We start from the raw sequence: 25,749 nt of genomic DNA, 5'->3' as shown, positions 1-25,749 counted from the left end.
TTGCGTCCTTGTTTTTTTGCCCCGGTCAGGCGGCCTGCGCCGATTCCAGGAAGTCCTGCGCGAAGCGTTGCAGCACGCCGCCCGCTTCGTAGATCGAGACTTCCTCGGCGGTGTCGAGGCGGCACTGCACGGGCACTTCCAGCTGTTCGCCATTCCTGCGATGGATCACGAGCGTGAGTTCCGCCCGCGGCTTGCGCTCGCCGATGACGTCGAACGTCTCCGTGCCGTCGATGCCGAGCGTCGTGCGATTCGTGCCGGGCTTGAACTCCAGCGGCAGCACGCCCATGCCGACGAGGTTGGTGCGATGGATACGCTCGAAACCTTCGGCGACGATCGCTTCCACCCCCGCGAGCCGCACGCCCTTGGCCGCCCAGTCGCGCGACGAGCCCTGACCATAGTCGGCCCCGGCGATGATGATCAGCGGCTGCTTGCGCTCCATGTAGGTCTCGATGGCCTCCCACATGCGCGTGACCTTGCCCTCGGGCTCGATGCGCGCCAGCGATCCAGCCTTGACCTGTCCGTCCACCACGACCATCTCGTTCTTCAGCGTCGGGTTGGCGAACGTGGCCCGCTGCGCGGTGAGGTGATCGCCGCGGTGCGTCGCGTACGAGTTGAAGTCCTCTTCCGGCAGGCCCATTTTGGCGAGGTACTCGCCGGCCGCGCTGTTCAGCAGAATGGCGTTCGACGGCGACAGATGGTCCGTCGTGATGTTGTCGCCGAGCACCGCGAGCGGCCGCATGCCGCGCAGCGTTCGTTCGCCGGCCAGCGCGCCTTCCCAATATGGCGGACGGCGGATATAGGTGCTCTGCGGACGCCAGTCGTACAGCGGATCGGCCGTCTCGCCGTTGTCCACGGTCAGCGCGAACATCGGCTCGTACACGGCGCGGAACTGCGACGGTTTGACGCTCTGCGCGACGATCGCATCGATCTCTTCGTCGCTCGGCCAGATGTCCTTGAGCGTCACCGGCTTGCCGTCCGCATCATGACCGAGCACATCGCGCTCGATGTCGAAGCGGATCGTGCCGGCAATCGCATAGGCCACCACGAGCGGCGGCGAGGCAAGGAACGCCTGCTTCGCGTAGGGGTGGATGCGGCCGTCGAAGTTGCGGTTGCCGGACAGCACGGCCGTCGCATAGAGGTCGCGGTCGATGATCTCTTTCTGGATGGCCGGATCGAGCGCGCCCGACATGCCGTTGCAGGTGGTGCAGGCAAATGCCACGATGCCGAAGCCAAGCTTCTCCAGTTCGGGCAGCAGGTTTGACGCTTCGAGGTAGAGCTCGACAGCCTTGGAGCCCGGCGCGAGCGACGACTTGACCCACGGCTTGCGCGTGAGACCACGCGCGTTGGCATTGCGCGCCAGCAGCGCGGCCGCGATCACGTTGCGCGGATTGCTGGTGTTCGTGCAGCTCGTGATGGCCGCGATGATCACCGCGCCATCCGGCATCTGACCCGGCACTTCCTCCCACTGGCCCGCGATGCCGCGCGCGGCAAGGTCGGACGTCGGCAGGCGCTTGTGCGGGTTCGACGGGCCGGCCATGTTGCGCACGACGGTCGATAGATCGAAATGCAGCGTGCGCTCGTACTGGGCGTTGGCGAGGCTGTCCGCCCACAGGCCGGCGGTCTTCGCATAGGTCTCGACCAGCGCGACCTGCTCGTCGGTGCGCCCCGTGAGCCTGAGGTAGTCGATGGTCTGGCCGTCGATGAAGAACATCGCGGCCGTGGCGCCGTATTCGGGCGCCATGTTCGAGATCGTCGCGCGATCGCCGAGCGTCAGACTGCTCGCGCCTTCGCCGCGGAATTCGAGGTACGCGCCGACGACCTTTTCCTTGCGCAGGAATTCGGTCAGGGCCAGCACGATATCGGTGGCGGTGATGCCGGGCTGGCGGCGGCCCGTCAGTTCCACGCCGACAATGTCCGGCAGCCGAATCCAGGACGCGCGGCCGAGCATCACGTTCTCCGCTTCCAGGCCGCCCACGCCGATGGCGATCACGCCGAGCGCATCGACGTGCGGCGTGTGGCTGTCCGTGCCGACGCAGGTATCGGGATACGCCACGCCGTGATCGGCGTGAATCACGGGCGACATCTTCTCCAGATTGATCTGGTGCATGATGCCGTTGCCCGGCGGGATCACGTCGACGTTGCGGAACGCCTTCTTGGTCCAGTTGATGAAGTCGAAGCGGTCTTCATTGCGGCGATCCTCGATGGCCCGGTTCTTCGCGAACGCATCGGGGTCGTAGCCGCCGCACTCGACGGCCAGCGAGTGGTCTACGATCAGCTGCGTCGGCACCACGGGATTGACGAGCGAGGGGTCGCCGCCGGCATCGGCGATGGCATCGCGCAGGCCGGCCAGATCGACGAGGGCGGTCTGGCCCAGAATGTCGTGGCACACCACGCGCGCGGGGAACCACGGAAAGTCGAGGTCGCGCTTGCGGTCGATGATCTGGCGCAGCGACGCGGTCAGCGTGGCGGGGTCGCAGCGGCGCACAAGGTTCTCGGCCAGTACGCGCGAGGTGTAGGGCAGCCTGTCATAGGCACCGGGCTCGATGGCCTCGACCGCGGCGCGCGTGTCGAAGTAATCGAGCGTGGTGCCCGGGAGGCGCTTGCGGTAGGCAGTATTCATGGCTATGGGGTGATTATCGTCCGGCCGGGCCCGCGCAAGGCAGGCCCGGCGCTCGGTTCAACGCTTTTCTATCGGCACGAACTTCAGGTTCTCGGGACCCGTGTAGTTGGCGCTGGGACGAATGATCTTGTTGTCGATGCGTTGCTCGATGATGTGCGCGGCCCAGCCCGACGTGCGGGCAATCACGAACAGCGGCGTGAACATCGCGGTCGGCACGCCCATCATGTGGTAGCTCACCGCGCTGAACCAGTCGAGGTTCGGGAACATCTTCTTGGCGTCCCACATCACGGTTTCCAGGCGCTCCGCGATGTTGAACATCTTCATCGAACCCGCGTCCTTCGACAGCTTGCGCGCGACTTCCTTGATGACCTGGTTGCGCGGGTCGGCGATGGTGTACACCGGGTGACCAAAACCGATGACCACTTCCTTGTTCTCCACGCGGCGGCGGATGTCGGCCTCGGCTTCGTCAGGCGTGTCGTAGCGCTTCTGCACTTCGAACGCCACTTCGTTTGCGCCGCCATGCTTCGGGCCGCGCAGCGCGCCGATCGCGCCGGCGATCGACGAGTACATGTCCGAGCCCGTGCCGGCAATCACGCGCGCGGCGAACGTCGACGCGTTGAACTCGTGCTCCGCGTACAGGATCAGCGAGGTCTGCATCGCGCGCTCCCACAACTTGGACGGCGTCTTGCCGTGGAACAGCGTGAGGAAGTGGCCAGCGATGGTCTCGTCGTCCGTTTCCACTTCGACGCGGCGCCCGTTGTGGCTGTAGTGGTACCAGTACAGCAGCATCGAACCGAGGCTGGCCATCAGGCGGTCCGCGATATCGCGCGCGCCCGGGGCGTTGTGGTCGTCCTTCTCCGGCAGCACGGTGCCGAGCACGGACACGCCCGTGCGCATCACGTCCATCGGATGCGCGCTCGCGGGGACCCACTCCAGCGCGGCCTTGACGTTCGCGGGCAGGCCGCGCAGCGACTTCAGCTTCGTCTTGTACGCGGCCAGTTCGGCCTTGTTCGGCAGCTTGCCGTGGACCAGCAGGTGCGCGATTTCCTCGAACTCGCAAGTGTCCGCGATGTCGAGGATGTCGTAGCCGCGATAGTGGAGGTCATTGCCGCTGCGGCCCACCGTGCAGAGCGCGGTGTTGCCAGCCGCCACGCCGGACAGGGCGACGGATTTCTTGGGCTTGGGCGTGGCGAGCGGTTGTGCTTCGGACATAGGGGTCTCCTGGGTTGTGCTGGGGGTAGGGCGCTCTGTTGGCGCGGTGGATTCCGCGGATTGGACCGGCCTGGCGGCAGCGGGGCGGCGGGCCATCAGCGACCCTTGCCCTTGGCGAACAGCGCGTCCAGCTTCTGTTCGTAGTCATGGTAGCCGATGCGTTCGTACAGTTCCTGACGGGTCTGCATCGTATCGACGACGTTCTTTTGCGTGCCGTCGCGGCGGATGGCCTCGAAGACATTCTCGGCGGCCTTGTTCATCGCGCGGAACGCGGAAAGCGGGTACAGCACCATCGACACGCCGACCGAGGCGAGCTCGTCGCGCGTGAAATAGGGCGTCGAACCGAATTCGGTGATGTTGGCGAGGACGGGTACCTTCACGGCGTCCACGAAGCGGCGGTACATGTCGAGGTCGGTCATGGCCTCGGGGAAGATCGCGTCGGCGCCGGCTTCCACGCAGGCGACCGCGCGGGCGAGCGCGGCATCGAAACCTTCGACGGCGAGCGCGTCGGTGCGGGCCATGATCACGAAGTTCTCGTCGGTGCGCGCATCGACGGCGGCCTTGACGCGGTCAACCATCTCGTCCTGCGTGACGATCTCCTTGTTGGGGCGGTGGCCGCATCGCTTGGCGCCGACCTGGTCCTCGATGTGCATCGCGGCCGCGCCGAACTTGATCAGCGAGCGCGTGGTGCGGGCGACGTTGAAGGCCGACGACCCGAAGCCCGTATCGACGTCCACCAGCAGGGGCAGGTCGCACACGTCGGTAATGCGGCGGATATCGGTAAGCACGTCGTCGAGGTTCGAGATGCCCAGGTCGGGCATGCCGAGCGAGCCGGCCGCGACGCCGCCGCCGGACAGGTAGATCGTGCGATAGCCGGACCGCTTGGCCAGCAGCGCGTGATTGGCGTTGATCGTTCCCGGGATCTGCAGCGGGTGTTCATCGGCGAGTGCCTGGCGGAAGCGGGCACCGGCGGAGCGGGCGAGATCGGCGGCGGAAAAGGTCATGGGTAGTCGGGTCGCGTTGGTTTAGCTTGTTCTGTAGCGCAAGGGATGTGCCATGATCGGATGGTTTTTCGAACGCTCGTGCGAGCGGCCATGGAACCTTCGACAATTCAACGGGTTATCGGGGAAACTTAAGCGCTTCTCTCCGCTTTCGTGCCAAGCTTATAGCACTTGGCGGCGCCCGATATTTCACGTTTGCAATGCGCGTGCATTTCAAATTTGAAATTCACTGCAAGCGAGCGCAGAATTCCAATATACGCCCGCCATCCTTCCGCTTCCATGACAGCACCGCAGACCTCGCCGGCGGCGCCGGCCCCGGCCGCCCCCCGGCCCCGCATCTGGACCGTCGGCATCAGCCGCCTGACCCGCGCGTTCGCGGAGTTGATCCCGTCTTACACCGCGCAGGCCGAATTCCGCATCCTCGACAAAGGCTACGACGCCGCGGCGAGCGCGATTGCGCGCGACGGGCGCGTCGATGTCGTCGTCGCGGGCGGTTCCAATGGCGCCTACCTGCGGCAGCACGTGGATGTGCCGGTGGTGCTCGTCAAGGTCACGGGCTTCGACGTCATGAGCGCGCTGGCGACGGCGCGGCGCATCTCGCCGAAGGTCGCGCTGGTCACGCATGCGTCCACTTATGCGGAGGTCGATGAGTTTTTACGTGCGTTTTCGCTGACCGTTGCCACATACACGTACCTGACCGAGGACGATGCAACGGCCCGCGTGCGGGCGCTCAGGGAGGAGGGCGTGCGCGTCGTCGTCGGTCCCGGGATGGTGACGGATCTGGCTGAGCGTTATGGGCTCGTCGGAGTGTTTCTGTATTCGGGCAATGCGGTGCGGCTGGCGCTGGAAGACGCGATCGAGGCCGCGCGGCTGCGGCGGATAGAGTCGGCGCGGCGCGATTACGTGAACACGATTCTTGCGCATCTGAACGAAGGGGTGGCGGCCGTGGACGTGGAGGGGCGCATCCAGTCGTTCAATCCCGCGATGGAACGGTTTCTCGGCACGACGGCGGCGGCCGCGGCGGGGCGCAAACTCGCGGCATTGGCGCCGGGGCTCGGGCTCGATAGCGTGATGCAGAGCGGCACGCAGGAACTGGAAGCCATTCATCGGCTCGGGGATCGGATGGTCGTCGTGAACCGGATTCCGATCGTCGGCGAGGCCGGGACGACCGGGGCGGTGCTGACGATTCAGGATGCCAATGCGATCCATCGGGCCGATCGCAACCTGCGGTCGCGTAGCCGGGCGCGGCGGGCGGGGGTGCGATACACGCTCGACGATCTTGCCGGCGCCTCGGCGGCCATGACGGACCTGCGGGCGCTGGCGCGGCGGTATGCGGCGGTCGATTCGACAGTGTTGATCGGTGGCGAGAGCGGTACGGGCAAGGAGGTGCTGGCGCAGGGCATGCACGACGCGAGTCCGCGGCGGGCGTTTCCTTTCGTGGCCGTGAACTGCGCGGCGTTTCCCGAGACGCTGCTGGAGAGCGAGTTGTTCGGCTACGAGGAGGGCGCCTTCACCGGGGCGCGTCGTGGCGGGCGCGCGGGGTTGTTCGAGTCGGCGCACAACGGCACGCTGTTTCTCGACGAGGTGGGCGACATGCCGCCGGCCTTGCAGACGCGGTTGCTGCGCGTGCTGCAGGAAAAGCAGGTGCTGCCGATCGGTGGGCTGGAAGCGATTCCGGTCAACGTGCGCGTCATCGCCGCGACCCATCGCGATCTGGCCGCACTCGTCCGGGAAGGGTCGTTTCGGCAGGATCTATACTACCGGCTCAATATCCTGCGCATCGACATGCCGCCATTGCGCGAGCGCGCGCAGGATCTGCCCGATCTGGCCGAGCTCCTGTTCCGGCGGGCGCAGGAGCGGCTGTCGATTGCCCGGCCGATGCCGCTGCCGGCGCCCGTGCGCAAGCGGCTGGCCGACTATGCGTGGCCGGGCAACATCCGCGAACTGGAGAACGTGACCGAACGCATCGCGGTGATGATCGCGGGGCGCAAGCTCGATGGGGCGGCGTTACTGCGGGACTTGCAGGCCGCGGTCCCGGAACTGTTCGCGCCGCCGGCGGGGGTGCCGGATGCCGGCGAGCCGGTGGCCGGCGGCCCGGGAGGCGCCCCTGAGGTAGCCGCGCCGGCCATCGCGGATGCCAACCGCTCGCTGGCCGGCGTAGCGCGCGCGAGTCAGGCTGCGCACATCCGCCGCGTGCTAGCCGAATGCAACGGCGACCGCGCGGCGGCGTGCCATCTGCTCGGCATCAGCGCGACGACGTTGTGGCGGCGGCTCAAGGAGGCGGACGGCCGCTGAGGCCGCATGGCATCCCGGCGCAGGAAACATCAGGGAAACTCGCGCTCGGGAATGCTGACGTTGCGCGCCTTGCCCTCGACGCTGTACAGCGTGAGGATGTTCTTGGCAAAGCTGGTCCCCGTGGCCTCCTGAATCTCCTTCAGGTCGAAGCGCTCGGAGCGGAAGATCTCGCCGGTGTCGAGGCTGCGGTAGCGCACGTCGTAGCTGCCGGGGGCGATATTCTCCATCGTGAACGAGGTCCCGCTTCGCACGTAGCTCGTCCGCACAGGCAACGGCCGCGTGGTATCGAGCGCGACGAGTTTCAGGAACACATCGAACTTGTTGCGCGTATTGTCGATGGTCACCATCGACAGGCCGTCGGTATTGAGCACGGGATACCCGGGCACGTAGCCCGAGCGCTCGGGCCAGGGCTCGCCCTTGGGCGTGAGGCTCGGGCGGATATAGCGCGTCTCCTCACGCGTGGAGATGATGCTCGATGTGATCGCCGCCGCCACCGCTGCCGTCGCTGCGGTCGATCCCTTCGCCGGCGCGGCGGCGGGTGCGGACGCGGCCGCCACCGGCGAAGACGCTTCCGTGGCGGCATTGGCCGCCGGCGTATCGAGACTCGCCCCCAGACTGGTCCCTGGAGTCCAGTCGCTCAGCAGCACCACGATCGCCGTGGCCGCGAGCGAATAGACGAGCACGGACCACGACCGCCCCGACAGCCGCGCGGGCTGGAAACCGTCCTCGCGTATCGGGCGGTCCTCGCGGCGGCTGTCGCGCTCCCGGTCGCGGTCCTCCGCGCGCTGTCGCTCGCGGCGTTCCTGACTGGCCCGCTCGGCCCGCCGCTGCTGCTCGGCCTCATGCTCCCGGCGTTCGCGCTCGCGGCGCTCCTTCTCCCGCTCCCGTTCCTTCTCGGCCTTCGCCCGCTCCGCCTTCTCTGCCTCCGCTTTCGCTGCCTCCGCTTTGCGCGTCCGCTCCCGCGCGGTCTGCGCCTGCTGGGCGGTCTGGGCGGTCTGGGCGGTCTGCGCCTGCGGCCGAGCCTGCGGTCGCGGCGGCACGCCCCCGGCACCCCCCGGCGTGGGACGCGCGCCAGCGGGGCGGCGTCCACGCTGGGCCTCTAGCTTCTCCTGCGTCACGATCCAGCGGTCGTGTTCCTCACGCTTGACGGGGTCGCTCAGCACTTCGTAGGCGGCGTTGATCAACCGCATGATGCGGTTGGCCTCGTCGCCGTCCGCATGACGGTCCGGATGGTACTTCTGGCTCAGCGACTTGTACGCGGCGCGAATGACCTCGAACGGCGCGTCACGGGAAACCTTGAGGTTGTCGTAATGGGTGTGCATCAACAGGGGGCGGCAAGACCGGGAGTGGGCCGCACGTATTAACGGCAGGCCAGCCGAATTTTCAAGTGTCGCCGTTCCTGAAGCGGATGGGAAGTCGCCCGATGTGGGGAAGCAGACGCTCGCGCGCGTCAGCTGGGCAGCCGTCCAAGCGCCGTCTTCAGCCGGTCTGCCCCCGCGCGGATGCCGTCCGTGCCGATGCCTCCGTAGCCGAACAGCAGCCCCGGCCGCGACCGCGACGCGACATACATCCCCGAGATGCCGTACACCCCCACGCCGGCCGCCGCCGCGCGCGCGATGACCATGGCTTCCGCGCCGGGGTCCGCGCCGCGGACCTCCGCGACGAGGTGAATGCCGGCGGACGACGGCAGCGGCGTCAGCCACGGCGACAGTTCGTGCTGGAGCGCATGTCGCAGCAGCGCGCGCCGCGCCGCGTACTCCTTGTGCATGCGCCGCAGGTGCTTGGCGAAGTAACCGTCGAGCATGAACTTGGCCAGCGCCGTCTGCGTCATCGTGCAGCTGTGCCGGTCGCCAATCTGCTTGGCCCGGCGCGTGGCCGCGCCGAGCGGGGCGGGCGGAATCACGTAGCCGACGCGAAGTTCGGGAAAGATCGTCTTGGAGAACGTGCCGACGTAGGCGACCACGCCGGCCTGGTCCAGACTCTTGAGCGATTCGACGGGGCGTCCCTCGAACCGGAATTCGCCATCGTAGTCGTCCTCGACGATCAGCGCGCCATGACGCTGCGCCCAGTCCAGCAGCGCGAGCCGCCGCTCCAGACTCATCGGCATGCCTAGCGGAAACTGGTGCGACGGCGTCACGTAGACAATGCGCGCTTCCGCCGGCAGCCGGTCCACGACGATGCCATCCCCATCGACAGGTACAGGCACCACGGTCGCGCCGGCGGCGAGCAGGCTCGTCCGGGCCGGCGGATATCCCGGGTCTTCCACCGCGACCACGTCCCCGGGCCGCAGCGCCACGCGCGCCAGCAGGTCGATGGCCTGCTGCGCGCCCTGCGTCACGATCACGTCCTGCCAGTTGCAGACCACCGCGCGGCTGAACGCGAGATAGCGCGAGACCGCGAGCCGCAGGTCCTGCTCGCCGGCCGGATCGCGGTAGCCGCCCGGCGCGCGCGCCAGCACGCGCAACGCGTGGCTGACGCAGCGTCGCCACTGGTCGAACGGGAACAGGGCCTTGTCCGTGACGCCGCCCAGGAAGTCGAACTCGGGCGGCCGGTCGCGCGACGGCATGGGCAGCGCGTCGGGCAACGACTCCCACAGTTCCACCGGGGGGCGCAGCATCGCCGCGCGTGGCGGCCGCGGCGCCAGCCGGGTCATCTCTTCGGCGACGAACGTGCCATCTCCGGCGCGGGAGCGCAGGTATCCCTCCGCGATCAGGCGCTCGAATACGTCGAGCGTGGTCTTGCGGGAGACGCCGAGCTGCGTCGCGAGTTCGCGCGTGGAGGGCAGCCGCTCGCCGGGCGCGAGGCGGCCATCGATGACGCCGGCCCGCAACTGCCGGTAGATCTGTCCGGCCAGTCCCTGGCGGCCGTGAATCGTCAGGTGCACGTTCATGGAGAGGAGGGGTTGTAGTGGTGACGCCGCACAGCCGGCTTGATTTTAGGAACCGCCTGCTGGGACGCCAAGCCGATTCTATAAAAGATGCATTACAAGTGCAACTTTAATCGAAGCGCTCGCCGGCGGCGTTCGGAGGCGTCGAGCGGCTGTTGGGTGGTCACCTGAAAATCGTACGAAATGGCTATGTGTTGCTGTCCAGTCACTGTCGTAAATTCCGACATGTCGGGCCTGCCCGCCCGGCGCGGCACGCGCCTGCCCGTGACAGCGCCCCATCGTCGCCATTGCCATGAATACCATTGCCATCCTGCTGTCGGCCTTTTTGCTGTCGGTGTTCGCACTGCTGGCATTCATCTGGGCCATGCAACGCGGCCTGTTCGATACCTCGCCGGACGCCGCGCGCGTGATCTTTTCCGAAGGGGAGGCCGGTCACCCTGAAGATCCGTCCGCCCCTGACGGCGGCCATGGCATCGCCGATCCGTCGCGCGATGCGGCCGACCGATCTTCCGCGCCCGTCGTGTTCCTGTTCCTGTGTTGCGCGATGGTCTGGCTGGTCGTCGCCTCCGCGGCCGGGCTCACCGCCTCGATCAAGCTGCACGAGCCGGACCTGTTCGCCTCGGTGCCGTGGCTCTCTTTCGGGCGCATCCGCACCATTCACCTGAACGCGGTAGCCTACGGCTGGGCGCCGATGGCGGGCCTTGGCATCGCCTTGTTCCTTCTGCCGCGCCTGCTCAAGACGCCGCTGGTGGGCGGGCGATGGGCGCTGCTTGGCGCGGCGCTCTGGAATGCCGCGCTGATCGCGGGCATCGGCAGCATCGGCGCCGGGATTTCCGATGGTCTCGAATGGCTCGAGATTCCCTGGCAGGTCGATCTGCTGTTCGTCGCGGGCGGCGCGCTGGTTGGCATTCCACTGGTGCTCACGCTCGTCAATCGCACGGTCAGCCACCTGTACGTCTCCGTCTGGTACATGGGCTGCGCGCTGTTCTGGTTTCCCGTGCTGTTCCTCGTGGCCAATTTCCCGGGGCTCCATTTCGGGGTCGAGCAGGCGACCATGAACTGGTGGTTCGGTCACAACGTGCTGGGCCTGTTCTACACGCCGCTCGCGCTGGCCTCCATCTACTATTGCCTGCCCAAGATCATCGGCCAGCCCGTGCGGTCGTATGGCATGTCGCTGCTCGGGTTCTGGGCGCTCGCCTTCTTCTACGGGCAGGTCGGCGGCCACCACCTCGTCGGCGGACCCGTGCCCGGGTGGCTCGTCACGTTGTCGATCGTGCAGAGCATGATGATGCTGATCCCGGTCATCGCATTCTCGATCAACCTGCATCAGACGCTGAAGGGCAATTTCCACCGGCTCATCGACTCGCCGACGCTGCGTTTCGTGACCTTCGGCAGCATGATGTACACGCTGAGTTCGGCGCAGGGTTCCTTCGAGGCATTGCGCGCGGTCAACCGTGTCACGCACTTTACGCACTACACCGTCGCGCATGCCCACCTCGGGCTCTATGCTTTCGTGAGCTTTGCGTTCTTCGGCGCGATCTATTTCATCCTGCCACGCGTGATCGGCCGCGAGTGGCCGTACCGCTGGATGATCTACTGCCACTTCTGGCTCGCGGCCGGTGGGATTGGCGTCTACTTCGTCGGCCTGTCCATCGGCGGCTGGTATCAGGGGCTGGCCATGCTCGATGCGTCGCGGCCGTTCATGGATTCCGTGACGCTGACCATGCCTTACCTCAAGGCCCGGTCGGTCGGCGGCGCGATGATGCTCGTCAGCCATCTGTTCTTCGCCGCCAATTTCGTCAGCGCGGTATTCGGGCTCGGGCCCAATCGCCAGCGTCCAGCTCTGTTCCACCAGGGCCGCGAGGGCCGCAATCCGCCGCAGGGAGCCTGAACCGTGAACAATGAAAGCGCCCTTCTGGCCGGGGGCATGACCATGCTGGCGCTGGCGACGAGCGCGCTGGTCGTGATTCCGTATCTCCAGCTCAAGGACATCAAGCCAACCGAAGGCATCAAGCCCTATACCGCCGCGCAGCTGCGCGGACGCGAGGTGTATATCGCCAACGGCTGCATCTACTGCCATTCGCAGCAGCCGCGTGACAGCGGCTTTGCACCGGACAGCAAGCGGGGATGGGGCCGCGTATCGGTGGCGGGCGACTACTACTACGACAACCCGCACCTGCTGGGCACGATGCGGACGGGGCCGGACCTCATGAACATCGGTGTGCGGCAGCCCAGCGCGGACTGGCACCTTGGACATCTGTACCAGCCGCGTGCTTATGTCAGTGGCAGCATCATGCCCAGCTACCCGTACCTGTTCGACGTGAAGGATGCCGCCGAGCCGGGCGACAAGCCCGTGACGCTGCCGCCCGGCTATGCCCCGCCCAACAAGGTCGTGGTGGCCAGGGCGGAGGCACTCGATCTCGTGGCCTATCTGCAGTCGCTGAACCGGACCGGAGCGGTATTGCCCGCGCCGGATGGCAATACGTCGGCGAAGCCGGACAAATAAGCACTGAAATCAGCACGGAGCCACGGAGATGGATGACCGAACGGAACAGGGCGGACGGGCACAGCGGCAGGCCGCGGCGGCGCGGGCGCGCGAAAACGTCGAGCCGCACGAGGGGCGCGGGCCGATTCCCCGGAACGTGCTCGCGCTCATTGCGGGACTGATCGCCTTTGGTGCGGTCTATATCCTGACGTCGCCGATCAACGCGCCCTCGGGGCTGGGCGACGAACGGACGACGGCGGATCTCGTCGGCAAGCCCCAGCCACCCGGCGGCGCCGTCGACGGGGCGGCGGTGTTCCAGAGCCGCTGCGTGGCTTGCCATCAGGCTACGGGCATGGGACTGCCCGGGGTGTTTCCCCCGTTGGCCGCCTCCGAATGGGTCAATGGCAAGGACAGCAAGCTGGCGGCCATCGTCTTGCGCGGGGTGACGGGCAAGCTGACCGTCAAGGGCACGGCTTACAACGGGGCGATGCCCGCGTTCGCGGATCAGCTCGGCGATGCCGAACTGGCGGCCGTGCTGACGCATGTGCGCAGCCAATGGGGCAATGCCTCGCCGCCGGTCACGGCGGAAACCGTGGCGGCGGTTCGGGCCGAGACCGCCGCGATGACGGCGCCGTTCGATGGCGATGCGGCGCTTGGCGGACCCGGTGGCTAGCGGGACGGCACCTGGGATGCGTGCCGGGGCGCGATCGCGCTGGCCGGGCGTGGTGCTGTGGCTCGCGCTCGCTGCGAGCGCTCTGGGGATCCATGGGTTGACCGACGGATGGCGGGCATGGACGCTGGACCAGCGGCGGGAGCACCGGATTGCCGCCGGGACGTTGCGCCTGCCGGCCCTGATGGTGCGGGATCAGGCGGGCCGCGGGGTGCGCTGGTTTGGCGGCGATGCCGGGCGCGCGGGTGGCGATGCTTTGGCGGGGCCGGATGCCGTCTACCTCGTCGATTTCATCTACACGCGCTGCATGACGGTCTGCCGCGCGCTCGGCGCGGCGTTCACGCAATTGCAGGCGCGCATCGAGGCCGACGGCCTGTCGGGGCGGATCGGCCTGCGGTCGCTATCTTTCGATCCGCGCGACGAGATCGCGGACCTCGCGGGCTATGCGGGCGAGCACCGGGCGCGGTTGCCCGACTGGGCGGTGGCCGCCGCCGTCGATCCCGCGGCCATGCACGCACTGCTGCGCGATGCCGATGTCATCGCCATTCCGGACGGTTTTGGCGGGTTCGCGCATAACGGCGGGCTCCACGTCGTCGACGCGCGCGGCCACGTGCTGGGGGCGTTTCCGCTCGAGCGGTACGAGGATGCCTACGCGCTCGCGCGTGCCACGATCGCCGGCGCACCGGGCTGGGCGCCGTGATGCATTGGCGCGTTCCATGGGGGGCGTCATGGCGGGCGTCATGGGCGTCGTGGCCTGCCGCCGCCAGCCTGCTCGCGCTGCCGCCCCTCCGCGCGGTGCTCGAAGGGTCGATGGCATTGCAGATGCTCGTCCTCCTGCCTGCGGTCTTCGCGCTCGGCTACACGCTCCCCCGCATGCTTCCCTCTCGCGCGCGAGGCAGGCTGGCCGCCGCGATGCGGCCCGCCGCGCTGTCGCTGCTGATCGTCGCCACGGTCGGCTACGCGGCGTGGATGCTTCCGATCGCCATAGACCTGACCCGTCTCCATGCAAGCGTCAATCTCGCCAAATACGCCACCGTGACGGTGGCCGGCACGGCTGCGTACTTCGCTGGCCGGGTAAGCCCGTGGCCGCTGGTGTTGTTCTTCGGCGGCAACATGGTCTGGATGGGCCTGACCGTCGGTATGCTGTTTCTGGATGCCGAGACGCGGCTGTGTGCCAGCTACCTGCTCGGCGACCAGCGCGTGGCCGGCGCTGGGCTGATCGCATGGTCCGCGGCATTGGGGGGATGGCTGCTGGCGTGGGTGGGCCGGCGCGCTAACCGCTCAGGCCGCCCTAAAGAGTTGCAGCAATCTGCCGTTAATGCCAGCGACGTGGGATCGCATTGATGGCAGAGCGTCGCGGCAGGCGTGCCGCCAGGCGCCGGCGCCCGCGCAGGGTGGGAGCCCATCGACGCTTCCTCTCCGGGATCGCGAAAGATATCGCGCCCATCTCAAAGGGCTAATTGCATGCTGAGAAGAATCAAGGCGGAGCAGCTGCAGGTCGGAATGTTCGTTGCCAGGCTCGGCGGACCCTGGATCAACCATCCGTTCTGGCGCTCTCGCTTCCTCGTCTCGAGCGACGAGCAGGTCGAGCAGATTCAGGCCGCCAATGTCCAGGATGTCTGGATCGACATCCTGAAGGGCCGCAATTTGCCCACGCCCGCCACGCCGGATGCGATGGAAGCGGACATGTCCGACGATGCGGAGACCGGGTTCGAAGACGAACTCGAGCGCGCGCGCGAGCTCATCAAGTCCGCGCGGCAGCTGGTCGGAAGCATGTTCAGCGATGTTCGGATGGGACGCGCGCTGGAAAGCCAGGGCGCGCTGTTGCTCGTCGACTCGGCCTCCAACTCCCTGACGCGCCATTCGCAGGCGCTGATCGCGTTGTCGCGGCTGAAGGAAAAGGACGACTATTCGTATCTGCACGCGTTTTCGGTTTGCGTGCTGATGATTGCCGTCGGGCGGACGCTCAAGCTGCCCGATGGGGAAGTGCGGGAGCTCGGGATCGCGGGGCTCATGCACGATATCGGCAAGCTCACGCTGCCGGAGTCGATCCTGCAGAAGGGCTCCGACCTGACGCCTCGCGAGGAAGAGGCCATGCGGCGGCATCCGTCGGCGGGATACCGGATCCTGAACGAGGCGCGGCTCTATACCAATATTCCGCTCGACGTCTGCGTGCACCACCACGAACGCGTGGATGGCCGCGGCTACCCGTTCGGCCTCGTCGAGCACGAGATCAGCGTGCACGCGAAGATCGCTTCCATTTGCGATACGTACGACACGCTGACCTCCGCGAGGCCGGGCCACTTGCCGTGGTCGCCCGCGCGGGCGATGGAATACATCGCGGTCCGTGTGGACACGCTGTTCGACCGCCGGGTGTTCAAGGCGTTTACGCGCACGGTTGGGATTTATCCGATTGGCACGGTATTGCGTCTGCGCTCGAACCGGCTGGCGGTGGTCTGCGGCCAAAACGAAAACGAACCGCTACGGCCGCGGGTGATGGCGTTCTACTCGGTATCGGAGTCCGTCGCGCAACCGCCCCAGTTGATCGACCTCACGCAGAGTGACGAGACGGTGGTGGCGTTCGAGGATGCGAGGCAGTGGGGGTATTCGGATGAGCAGTTGATGGCGATGTATGCGCCGCATGGGTGAGTTGGACCCTCTCCCCGCAGGAGAGGGGTCTCCGCCGTATCAAGCCACCCGAGAAGCCACGCGAGGTTTGACCCGGCTTGCGGCATCCTTGGCGCGGGAACGGGCGGTATCCACGTCCTCGGCATACGCCAACGCCACCCCCATCCGACGCTTGGTAAAGCTCTCCGGCTTGCCGAACAGCCGTACTTCCGTCTGCGGCACAGACAGCGCGTCCGCCACGCCGTCGAACACCACGCCGGTGGCATCCACGCCGCCATAGATCACCGCACTGGCCCCCGGGCTCTTCAGCGCCGTGCTGACCGGCAGCCCGAGAATCGCCCGTGCATGCAGTTCGAATTCGTTCTGCCACTGCGTGATCATCGTGACCATGCCTGTGTCGTGCGGCCGCGGGCTGACTTCGCTGAACCAGACTTGTTCGCCCTTGACGAACAGCTCGACCCCGAACAGCCCCTGACCGCCAAGATTGGCCGTCACCTCGCGCGCGATATGCTGCGCGGTTTGCAGCGCCTTCGGGTGCATCGGATGCGGCTGCCAGCTTTCCACATAGTCGCCGCTGACCTGCACATGGCCGATCGGTTCACAAAAATGCGTCTCCACGTCGCCCGCGGCGCCCTTGGCCCGCACCGTCAGCAGCGTGATCTCGTAATCGAAATCGATGAACCCCTCGACGATGATGCGGCCATGGCTCACGCGACCGCCAGCCATCGCATAGTCCCACGCGGCCTTGACGTCCGCCGGACCGTCGATCTTGCTCTGGCCCTTGCCCGAGCTGCTCATCACCGGCTTGACCACGCACGGATAACCGATGCCGCCATCGATCGCGGCCTGCAATTCTTCCAGCGAGTCGCAGAACTTGTACGGGCTCGTCGGCAGGCCCAGCGTTTCCGCAGCCAGCCGGCGGATTCCCTCGCGATCCATGGTCAGCCGCGCGGCGCGCGCGGTCGGGATCACGCGGACGACACCAGCGGCCTCCAGCGCCTCGAGCGTCGGCGTGGCGATCGCCTCGATCTCCGGCACCACGAGATCCGGCCGCTCGGCCTCGATCAGCGCGCGCAGCGCGTCGCCATCGGTCATGGCGATCGTGCGCGCATGATGGGCAACCTGCTGTCCGGGGGCATTCTCGTAACGATCCACCGCAATCGTCTCGACACCGAGCCGCTGCAGCGCGATCAGCACCTCCTTGCCGAGCTCGCCCGAGCCGAGCAGCATGACTTTGGTGGCCGAGGGGGAGAGGGGGGTTCCGAGGGTGGTCATGGGCGTGTACGGGGGCAGCGAATGAAAAGCGGCATTGTAACCCTCAGCGAGGATCGCCCTTCCTGTTGTCCGCTCTCGCTTTCTGCAACATCTCATACAACTGCTGCGCCGCCGGCGACAACGACCGCCCGCGGCGGCGGATCAGTCCGACGGTGCGGGTGACGGTAGGCTCCACCAGCGGCACGCTCTTCAGCGTCGGATGCTTCCCGGGCGGCATCGCCAGCCGGGGCACCGCCGCCACGCCGAGTCCAGCCTCCACCAGGCTCACTAGCGTGGAAACGTGCCGCACCTCGCAATACCACTGCGGCCGCACGGGCACATCCGTCAGCGCGAGGTCCAGCAGCATGCGGTTGCCGCTCGCCTTGCCCACGGTCATGTAGTCATACTGCCCAAGCTCCGACCACGTCACCTTGCGCTTCCGCGCCAGCGGATGATCCGGCGGGCAGGCCACGACGAACGGCTCCTTGAGCACAGGCTCGAACTCGACATCGGGCTCCTGCGTCCCGATGTAGTTCAGGCCGAAATCCGCCTCGTTCCGCACGACCATGTTGAGCACCTCGTTCGCGCCCTCGTCGATCAGCCGCACGACGATGCGCGGATAGCGCGCGTGGTACTGCCGCAGCACGGCGGGCAGGAAATAGCGCACCGCCGACGGCACGCAGGCCACGGTCACCTCGCCCGTGATACGCGTCGCCACATCGCGGATGCCGAGCAGCGATTCCTCCAGCCCATTGAGCAGCTCGCGCGCCTTGCGCGAAAACTCGCGGCCCACCGCCGTCATTTCCACCGACCGCGTCGTGCGATCGAACAACCGGACGCCCAGCGCATCCTCCAGCTTCTCGATGCGCCGCGACAGCGCCGGCTGCGACAGATGCAATTCCGCGGCGGCAGCGCGAAAGCTGCTCAGTTCCGCCACCGCCACGAATGCCCGCAAATCCGAAAGATTGAAATTCATGCAAACCTTGCATCAATCGTGAGAAAAGTTGCAATTCACAGTTTAGCACCGCGCGAGGATGATACGGACTCGCAGGAACGATCCAAGAACACCCAGCGCCCGGCCTTCCGCGGCGCAATGGAGGAGACATGAACCCGACCCGCCGGACTTTGCTCAAGGCCAGCGCGATGCTGCTCGCCGTCCCGGGGCTTGCCGAGGCGCAAGACCCGTTTCCCAACAAGCCGCTGCGCTACGTGGTGCCCGTGTCCGCGGGCGGCGGCTCCGACCTCATCGGCCGCACGGTCGCGGACCGCTGGGGCCGCGCGCTGGGCCAGTCGATGGTCGTGGAGAACCAGGCGGGCGGCGGTGGCGTCATCGCCTGCCAGATGACGTCGAAGGCCAGCCCCGACGGCTACACCGTCATGCAGGGCTATGTCGCCACGCACGGTACGAATCCCGCCACGCGCAAGGTTCCCTACGACCCCGTCAAGGACTTCACGCCGATCGGCATGATCGGCGCCACGCCAAACGTGCTGGTCATCGGCGCCAACGTGCCCGCGAACAACCTGAACGAGTTCATCGATTACGTCCGCAAGCATCCGGGCGCGGTCAACTACGGCTCGGCCGGCCCCGGATCGCTGACCCACCTGACGATGGAACTGTTCGCGCAGCAGGTGAAGGCGCAGATGACCCACGCGGCGTATCGCGGCATTGCCCCGGCCTTCAACGATCTGATTGGGGGCCAGACGCAGGCCATGTTCCCGGGGTTGTCGGCCGCGCTGCCGCATATCCGCTCGGGCCGCGTGAAGCCGCTCGCCGTCACCGGCAGCGCGCGCCATCCGTTGCTCAAGGATACGCCGACGCTCGACGAGGCCGGGCTCAAGGGTTTCGACGCCATGCAATGGTACGGCGTGGTCGGCCCGGCCGGCATCCCGCCGGACATCGTCGCCAGGCTCAATGGCACGCTCAACACCGTACTCAAGAGCCCGGACCTCGCGGAGAAGCTGTCGTCGGAGGCGCTGCAGCCGCAGCCGATGTCGCCGGACCAGTTCCGCCGCTATATCGCCGATGAAGTCGCGCGCTGGGGCAAGCTCGCCCGCGACCGCGGCATTCATCTCGACACCTGACAATCCCCCGACTCATCAAGGAAACGCTTTATGGCCCGCAATACCCACGTCGCCGCCGACCACAACGCCCCGGCGGTCACCCGCATTCTCGGCAAATATGTCGCCACCCATCCGTCGCGCGGCTGGAGCGATGCCGTCGATCACGAAGCGCATCGCACGTTCATGAACTGGCTCGGTTGCGCGGTCGGCGCAGCGCGGCACGAATCCGCCGAGGCGGCGCTCGCCGCGGTGGCCGAACTACAGCCCGCGGCGCAGGCCACGGTGCTGGGCCGCACGGAGAAGGTCGACATGGCCAGCGCCGCGCTGGTCAACGGCATCACATCGCATACGTTCGACTTCGACGACACGCATCTGAAGACGATCATCCATCCGGCTGGCCCGGTGGCCTCCGCCGTCCTCGCGCTTGCCGAGCATACGGGCGCGAGCGGCCGTGCGGTGATCGACGCGGTGGTGCTCGGCATCGACGTCGCGTGCCGTGTGGGCAATGCCATGTACCCGGACCACTATGACCGTGGCTGGCATATCACGGGATCCACCGGCATGCTCGGGGCGGCGGCCGCATGCTCGCGTCTGATGGGCCTGAACGAAGAACAGACCACGATGGCGCTCGGCATCGCCGCCTCGCAGCCGGTGGGCCTGCGCGAGCAGTTCGGCACGATGACCAAGCCGTTTCATCCGGGCGGCGCGGCCCGCGCCGGGCTGATGTCGGCGCTGCTGGCGAAGCATGGCTTTACGTCGAGCGCGAAGGCATTGGAAGCGCCGCGTGGCTTCATGCAGGTGATCTCGGCCAAGTCCGACTGGAACGAAATCACGGACGAGCTGGGCACGCGCTTCGAGATCTCGTTCAATACGTACAAGCCGTTTGCGTGCGGCATCGTGATTCATCCGAGCATCGATGCGTGTGTGCAGTTGCGCGAGCAGGGTGTGACACCGGAGAACGTCGAGCGCATCGAACTGACCGTGCATCCGCTGGTGCTCGAACTCACGGGCAAGAAGGAGCCGACCGACGGGCTGCTGGCCAAGTTCAGCGTGTATCACGGTTGCGCGGCGGGGCTGATTTTCGGTCGTGCGGCGGAGGAAGAATTCTCGGACCATATCGTCACGCGCGACGACGTGGTGGCACTGCGCCGCAAGGTCGTCGCCACGGCCGATGGCAATGTCGATGAGGCAGCCGCGCTGGTCAGGGCGGTGCTCAAGGATGGGCGCGAGATCGACGTGCGGGTGGATCACGCGATCGGTTCGTTGCAACGTCCGATGACCGACGCCAACCTCGACGCCAAGTTCCATTCGCTGGCCGACCCGATCCTTGGCGAAGCGCGTGTGCGCGAGCTGATTGGCGCCTGCTGGCAGCTTGGGGAGGCCGCTGACGTGCGCACGATCACCGCGCTGGCGCGCCCCTGATCATGGGCCGTCTACGGATTGTCGTACTGGGCGATTACGAGCGAGCGCTGACGCGTCTCGCCGACTGGTCTTCGATCTCCGCGCGGGCCGAGGTCGCTTTCCATCACGCGCCCGTGCGCGGGGACGCGCTGGCGGAGGCGCTGCGGGACGCCGAGGTACTGGTGCTCGTGCGCGACCGCACGCCGCTCGATGCGCGTACGCTGGCGTTGGCGGAGCGGCTCCGGTTCGTTGTGTTTACCGGCACGCGCAACACCACGCTCGACCTCGAGGCGCTGAAGGCGCGCGGAATTCCGGTGGCCAACACGGAGTGGGGGCCTTCGAAGGAGAGCACGTGCGAGATGACGTGGTCGCTGATTCTCGCGGCCGCGCGTCAGCTCGAGGCACAGATGGCGACGATGCGCGACGGCGGGTGGCGGCCTGCTGAAAGCCTCCCCCTGCCGGGTGTCTTGTCAGGCGAGCGGCTCGGGCTGATCGGTCTCGGCGAAATCGGCAAGCGGGTGGCGCGCGTGGGCAAGGCGTTCGGGATGGACGTCGTGATGTGGAGCCCCCGGATGACGCCGGAACGGGCCGCGGAGGAGGGCGTGACGGCGGTGAGCCTGGAGGCGCTGCTGTCTACGTCGCGGGTGGTGAGCCTGCATCTGGTGCCGACGTCCGCGACGACGCGGCTCATCGATGCCGAACGTCTGGCGTTGATGCGGCCGGATGCCATCCTGGTCAACACGTCACGGTCGGCGCTTGTCGACATGGCGGCGTTGCCCGCCGCGCTGGACCGTGGGCGGCCGGCTGTGGCGGCATTGGACGTGTTCGACGTGGAACCCGTGCCGGCGGCTGACCCGCTGCGACAGCGGCGGGATCTGGTGGTGACTCCGCATATGGGTTTCGTGAGCGAGCCGGTGTTTGGAACGTTCGCGAGGGGGGTGGTGAGCGCGTTGGAGGCATGGCTCGGGTGAGTGCGAACGATCCACACTAGCCAGCAGCCGCCAACCCCCACAACGCTCCATCTTCCACCGCCACCCCATCCACCGCCAGCTTCCGCAAATGCGCGAGGAGCGACCGCTGCGCGACGGGATGCATGCGTTCCGGCACGTCGTCGTACACGCTGGCCAGCACCGTGGCAATATCCGCGGGCCCGAGCGAACGGAGAGCGTTCACGACCTTCGCCTCCCGTTGCTGCCGATGCCGGATCAGCAAGCGGATCGCATCGTGCGGCCGGGGCATCAGGAACCCGTGCCCCGGCGCGATCCACTCGAGGTCTTCGTCCAGCAGCGCATGCAGGCTGCGGAGATACGCGTGCATGTCGCCGTCGGGCGGATTGATGACCACCGTCGAGCCCTGCATCACGTGGTCTCCCGTGAACAGCAGCTTCTCCTGCTCCAGCAGAAAGCAAAGATGGTTCGACGCGTGTCCCGGCGTATGGACGACGCGCAGGGTCACCTCGGGCCCGAGCTCGAGGCGTTCTCCATGCTCCGGCGCCCGGTCCGGCGCGAACGTCTGATCCTGACGATCGGGCACGGACGTCGTGCGGCCAAGCACCGTGGCACCGGTAGCCTCGCGCAACCGCACCGTCGCGGGCGAATGGTCGAGGTGCGTATGCGTGACCAGAATCCAGCGAATCGGGCCCGGCGCCGCGGCAAGTACGGCCTCGACGTGCGCGGCATCGTCCGGACCCGGGTCGAGCACCGCCCATGCACCGTCCGCCGCCGCAATCAGATAGGTGTTGGTCCCCGGCCCAGTCATCGCGTTGCCATTGTTGGCCGTCACACGAATCACGCGATCCGACAGCCGCACAGGCACATCCGCTTCCAGCGCATATCGCCCAAGCAATGCCCCATCGGGATCGATGCGCCCGATCTCCGCATACGGCGCTTCCTCGGGCATCACCGGACGCACACCCTTCGGCCCATTCGCCAGCCGAGGCATGACCCGCACGATGGTCCCTTGCTCGCGCGCATACCCAATGCAGGCGTCCACGGTGCGGAAGTGCGAGATCGACTGCAGCATCTTGCGCGTGACGTTGACGAACGACATCCCGCTGGACGCGTCGAGCGCCTCCGCCGGGCGGATCCAGCGGTGGTCGACGGCCTCTACGCCATCGTGCGTGGCCGTCTGTCCCGGGGGCACATGCGCCAGGAAGAAGCGCGTATCGAAACGCTTCGGCAATCCCGGTGGTGTGAGCCAGTGGCTCACGTAGACCAGCCGATCCACCGCGATGCGCAGGTTCAGCGACTCGCACACATGCGTGAGGCCCTTGCCACCGTAACGCGCCGCATCGCGCAGGGCATCGAGCGTTGCGGCATCGAGCGCATCGAGCTTGATCAGCGGCGCGGTGCCCGCCGGGGCTGCCGCGTCGTGGGCAAACAGCAGGCCCGCTTCCTCGAAGGCCTCGCGAATCGCGCACAGGTAATAGTCGAGCCCGCCCGACGGCACCTCCAGCCGCGCATTGGCCCCGTCCTCGTCGAGCCCCACGCAAAAGGGATGCAGCGCGCCATCCTGCGGATCGAGCGTGCCGCCTGGAAAGACCCACGCGCCGCTGCTGCGATCGTCGCTGCGTTCGGGCCGCTGCATCAGCAGGACTTCCATGCCACGCGGACCATCGCGGAGCACCAGTACGCTGGCGGCGTGCCGCAGGGCCTTGGAGGCGGACGGTGACGCGGTAGACGGGGAGGAGGACATGAGGGCGGCCGGCGGCGGAAAATAGTTGCCAGTGTAGCGGTTTGCCGCGCCGCCCGAACCTAGCGGTGCAACATGAGGCAGGCGTCGGACTTCCACCGCAGAAGGTCAGCCCGGAAGGTCAGCCCAGAAGCTCAGCCCAGAAGGTCAGCCGCCAAACAGATCCTGCTGCCCGGTGAGGAGGGTATCGAAATCATCGCCAAGAAAAGGCAGGATGGCATCGGCCACGGGCTGCAGCTGCTTCTGAACGTAATGCGCATAATCGATCGGCGAACGGCGTGCTTCCATCGGCTCCGGCCCCGCCACGGTCATGACGTAGCGGATCCACCCGCCATGCTGATACTGGCGAGGACGCCCGAGGCTCTCGTTGTACTCGTCCGCCATGCGCGCCGCTCGTACGTGCGGCGGCACATTACGCTGATAGTCGTCCAGCTGCCGCCGTAACCGCTTGCGATACACAAGCTGGTCATCGAGCTCGCCGGCGAGGGTCCGCCGCACCGTCTCGCGCACATACTCCTGATAGGGCTGCCGATCGAAGATTCGCTGGTACAGCGTCTGCTGGAATTGCTGCGCGAGCGGCGACCAGTCCGTCCGAACGGTCTCGAGCCCCTTGAATACGACATCGGCCGACCCATCGGCACGCAGTACCTGTCCCGCATACCGCTTCTTGCTGCCAAGGTCGGTGCCGCGAATCGTCGGCATGAGGAACCGCCGGAAATGCGTCTCGAACTGGAGCTCCAGCGCGCTGGCAATGCCGAAGGTGCGCTGGAGATGATCGCGCCACCACTGGTTGACGTGCGCGACCAACGCCTTGCCGATGGCACCGGCCTCGGCCTCGTCACGCGCGCGCCGCAGCCACACGAACGTGGAATCCGTATCGCCATAGATCACGTCATATCCCTGCGCCTCGATCAACGCCCGTGTCTGCCGCATGATCTCGTGCCCGCGCAGGGTGATGGAAGACGCAAGCCGCGGATCGAAGAAGCGGCACCCGCTGGACCCGAGCACGCCATAGAACGCGTTCATGATGATCTTGAGCGCCTGCGATAACGGCTTGTTGCCTTCGCGCTTGGCGGCCTCGCGCCCCTGCCACACGCGCTCGACGATGGCGGGCAGGCAATGCGTCGTGCGCGAGAAGAACGCGCCGCGATAGCCGGGAATCGACGCCTCGGGGTTCGGAGCCGCCATGCCCTCCACGAGCCCGATGGGATCGATCAGGAACGTGCGGATGATGGACGGGTACAGGCTCTTGTAGTCGAGCACGAGCACGGACTCGTACAGCCCCGGACGCGAGTCCATGACGAAGCCGCCGGGGCTGGCTTCCGGTTCGCGCGACCCAAGGTTGGGCGCGACATAGCCCTGCCGATGCATGAGCGGCATATACAGATGCGTGAAGGCCGCCACCGATCCGCCGCTGCGGTCGGCGGGCAGGCCCGTCACGCTCGCGCGTTCGAGCAGAAACCGCAGCAACTCCGTCTTCTCGAAGATGCGCGTAACGAGCACGCAGTCCTGGAGGTTGTAGCGGGCCAGGGCAGGCTTGTCCTCGGCGAACATGCGATCGATCTCGTCCATGCGATCGTACGGCGTGCCGATGGCCTTGCCTTCGCCAAGCAGTGTCTGCGCAACCGACTCGAGCGCGAACGAGGGAAAGCTCCATGTGGCGGAGCGCAGCGCCTCGATGCCATCGATGATCAGACGTCCCGCCGCGGCGGCGAAGTAATGCTGCTCGCGATTGCCATGCTCGCGCCATTCCATCTCCGCACCGCCGCGCCCCAGCCGCAACGGCACCCCGAGCTTGCGCGCATGCTCCTGCAGCACGCGCAGGTCGAACTGCACAAGGTTCCAGCCGATGATGGCATCGGGATCGTGCCGGGCCATCCACTGGTTCAGCGCGTCGAGCATCGCCGCGCGCGTGTCGCAATACTCGAGCGCGAAGTCTGCGTCGGGAGCGGGGGTGTCCGTTGTTCGTCCATTCGGGGGGCCGAGCATATAGACCTGCCGCTGCCCGCAGCCTTCCAGCGCGATGGAGTACAGGTCGCCGAACGACGTGGTCTCGATATCGAGCGAGACGAGCCGCAGCGGCGGCCGGTAGTCGGGCGCGGGCTTGAGCACCGCGTCGCGCAGCACGCCGTCCCCGTCGTCCCGGCCATCGAAGACAACCGGCGCGGTGATGAAGCGCTCCATCAGATAGCGCTCGGGGGGACGGATATCGGCCTCGTAGACCTCGACGCCCGCCTGCTGCAGCCGCTTCTCGAGCTTGATCAGATGCCGATGCTGGTGGACGTACAGGCCCAGCACCGGTTGCCGGTCGAAATCGCGCAACTGCAACGGCCGTAGTTCCGCGCCGCGCTCGTCGCGCAGCACGGTCTCGGCGAGCGCGCGCTGCGACGCGGGAATGAAGGCGGTGGAAGTCTGGCTGGGCAGCCGCACGAGGCGCGGCCCGTCATCGGTCGCCAGCCAGATGTCGACCTCGGTCCCCGCCGCGGTATCGCGCCAGTGCCGCGTCAGGATGAAACCCTGCTGTACTGCCAAGCCGTCAGCGCC

The 25,749-nt window shown here is 67.0% G+C and carries 19 protein-coding genes; 10 read left to right on the top strand and 9 right to left on the bottom strand.

Annotated elements, in window-relative coordinates; all coding sequences use genetic code 11:
- Window positions 1–25: 25 nt before the first annotated feature.
- From acnD to prpB, 3 genes are all read right to left on the bottom strand, one after another.
- Window positions 26–2,620: a Fe/S-dependent 2-methylisocitrate dehydratase AcnD gene (acnD, locus tag KHP16_RS07590; protein WP_115952346.1), complete on the bottom strand. Its 2,595-nt coding sequence runs from the start codon at window positions 2,618–2,620 to the stop codon at window positions 26–28.
- Between the two features lie 57 nt (window positions 2,621–2,677).
- Complete coding sequence (gene prpC / locus KHP16_RS07585) at window positions 2,678–3,832, bottom strand: bifunctional 2-methylcitrate synthase/citrate synthase (RefSeq protein WP_211959883.1); 1,155 nt, start codon at window positions 3,830–3,832, stop codon at window positions 2,678–2,680.
- Between the two features lie 95 nt (window positions 3,833–3,927).
- Window positions 3,928–4,836 carry a methylisocitrate lyase gene (prpB, locus tag KHP16_RS07580; protein ID WP_211959882.1) on the bottom strand — a complete coding sequence of 303 codons (909 nt, stop codon included), beginning with the start codon at window positions 4,834–4,836 and terminating at the stop codon, window positions 3,928–3,930.
- A 276-nt stretch (window positions 4,837–5,112) separates the two neighbouring features.
- Between prpB and prpR the strand changes: the two genes are divergently transcribed.
- Entirely contained in the window at window positions 5,113–7,128 is a 2,016-nt protein-coding gene (gene prpR / locus KHP16_RS07575; RefSeq protein WP_211959881.1) for a propionate catabolism operon regulatory protein PrpR, read from the top strand.
- Between the two features lie 29 nt (window positions 7,129–7,157).
- On the opposite strand, the gene KHP16_RS07570 is transcribed toward prpR, so the two are convergent.
- On the bottom strand, window positions 7,158–8,450 hold the full coding sequence (locus KHP16_RS07570) for a J domain-containing protein (protein ID WP_121490857.1): 1,293 nt from the start codon (window positions 8,448–8,450) through the stop codon (window positions 7,158–7,160).
- A 128-nt stretch (window positions 8,451–8,578) separates the two neighbouring features.
- Window positions 8,579–10,018: a MocR-like pyridoxine biosynthesis transcription factor PdxR gene (gene pdxR, locus KHP16_RS07565; protein ID WP_211959880.1), complete on the bottom strand. Its 1,440-nt coding sequence runs from the start codon at window positions 10,016–10,018 to the stop codon at window positions 8,579–8,581.
- A gap of 289 nt (window positions 10,019–10,307) precedes the next feature.
- On the opposite strand from pdxR, the gene KHP16_RS07560 reads away from it, so the two are divergent.
- The 6 genes from KHP16_RS07560 (at window position 10,308) to KHP16_RS07535 (ending at window position 15,819) form a co-directional block, all read left to right on the top strand.
- Window positions 10,308–11,906: a cbb3-type cytochrome c oxidase subunit I gene (locus tag KHP16_RS07560; protein WP_109581015.1), complete on the top strand. Its 1,599-nt coding sequence runs from the start codon at window positions 10,308–10,310 to the stop codon at window positions 11,904–11,906.
- A gap of 3 nt (window positions 11,907–11,909) precedes the next feature.
- Window positions 11,910–12,521: a cbb3-type cytochrome c oxidase subunit II gene (locus tag KHP16_RS07555; RefSeq protein ID WP_179593488.1), complete on the top strand. Its 612-nt coding sequence runs from the start codon at window positions 11,910–11,912 to the stop codon at window positions 12,519–12,521.
- Window positions 12,522–12,549: 28 nt separating this feature from the next.
- Window positions 12,550–13,173: a c-type cytochrome gene (locus KHP16_RS07550; RefSeq protein WP_109581016.1), complete on the top strand. Its 624-nt coding sequence runs from the start codon at window positions 12,550–12,552 to the stop codon at window positions 13,171–13,173.
- Between the two features lie 16 nt (window positions 13,174–13,189).
- On the top strand, window positions 13,190–13,870 hold the full coding sequence (locus KHP16_RS07545; protein ID WP_244835677.1) for an SCO family protein: 681 nt from the start codon (window positions 13,190–13,192) through the stop codon (window positions 13,868–13,870).
- Window positions 13,870–14,514 carry a hypothetical protein gene (locus KHP16_RS07540; protein WP_183084703.1) on the top strand — a complete coding sequence of 215 codons (645 nt, stop codon included), beginning with the start codon at window positions 13,870–13,872 and terminating at the stop codon, window positions 14,512–14,514. The genes KHP16_RS07545 and KHP16_RS07540 overlap by 1 nt, the downstream gene beginning before the upstream one ends.
- A gap of 120 nt (window positions 14,515–14,634) precedes the next feature.
- Complete coding sequence (locus KHP16_RS07535) at window positions 14,635–15,819, top strand: HD-GYP domain-containing protein (protein ID WP_109581018.1); 1,185 nt, start codon at window positions 14,635–14,637, stop codon at window positions 15,817–15,819.
- Window positions 15,820–15,858: 39 nt separating this feature from the next.
- On the opposite strand, the gene purT is transcribed toward KHP16_RS07535, so the two are convergent.
- Window positions 15,859–17,073, bottom strand: coding sequence for a formate-dependent phosphoribosylglycinamide formyltransferase (gene purT / locus KHP16_RS07530; protein ID WP_179593490.1), 1,215 nt, complete (start codon window positions 17,071–17,073; stop codon window positions 15,859–15,861).
- A 43-nt stretch (window positions 17,074–17,116) separates the two neighbouring features.
- Window positions 17,117–18,028: a LysR family transcriptional regulator gene (locus tag KHP16_RS07525; RefSeq protein ID WP_109581020.1), complete on the bottom strand. Its 912-nt coding sequence runs from the start codon at window positions 18,026–18,028 to the stop codon at window positions 17,117–17,119.
- 128 nt (window positions 18,029–18,156) lie between these two features.
- On the opposite strand from KHP16_RS07525, the gene KHP16_RS07520 reads away from it, so the two are divergent.
- From KHP16_RS07520 to KHP16_RS07510, 3 genes are read left to right on the top strand one after another with little or no spacing between them, the layout of a single operon-like run.
- Window positions 18,157–19,134: a Bug family tripartite tricarboxylate transporter substrate binding protein gene (locus tag KHP16_RS07520; RefSeq protein ID WP_109581021.1), complete on the top strand. Its 978-nt coding sequence runs from the start codon at window positions 18,157–18,159 to the stop codon at window positions 19,132–19,134.
- A 30-nt stretch (window positions 19,135–19,164) separates the two neighbouring features.
- Window positions 19,165–20,535: an MmgE/PrpD family protein gene (locus KHP16_RS07515; protein WP_121490860.1), complete on the top strand. Its 1,371-nt coding sequence runs from the start codon at window positions 19,165–19,167 to the stop codon at window positions 20,533–20,535.
- Between the two features lie 2 nt (window positions 20,536–20,537).
- On the top strand, window positions 20,538–21,485 hold the full coding sequence (locus KHP16_RS07510) for a D-2-hydroxyacid dehydrogenase family protein (RefSeq protein ID WP_211959878.1): 948 nt from the start codon (window positions 20,538–20,540) through the stop codon (window positions 21,483–21,485).
- A gap of 16 nt (window positions 21,486–21,501) precedes the next feature.
- Here the strand turns inward: KHP16_RS07510 and KHP16_RS07505 are convergent, their stop codons facing one another.
- Window positions 21,502–23,208, bottom strand: a complete 1,707-nt coding sequence (locus KHP16_RS07505) for an MBL fold metallo-hydrolase (protein ID WP_179593492.1) — start codon at window positions 23,206–23,208, stop codon at window positions 21,502–21,504.
- A gap of 144 nt (window positions 23,209–23,352) precedes the next feature.
- Window positions 23,353–25,737, bottom strand: coding sequence for a DNA polymerase II (locus tag KHP16_RS07500; RefSeq protein WP_211959877.1), 2,385 nt, complete (start codon window positions 25,735–25,737; stop codon window positions 23,353–23,355).
- Between the last annotated feature and the right edge of the window lie 12 nt (window positions 25,738–25,749).

Origin of the sequence: Cupriavidus plantarum, assembly GCF_905397285.1 — a bacterium.
In the GTDB taxonomy this organism is placed as follows: Bacteria; Pseudomonadota; Gammaproteobacteria; order Burkholderiales; family Burkholderiaceae; genus Cupriavidus; species Cupriavidus plantarum.
Note: the sequence above shows the minus strand (reverse complement) of the source record. Positions and strands in the feature narration are given on the sequence as shown.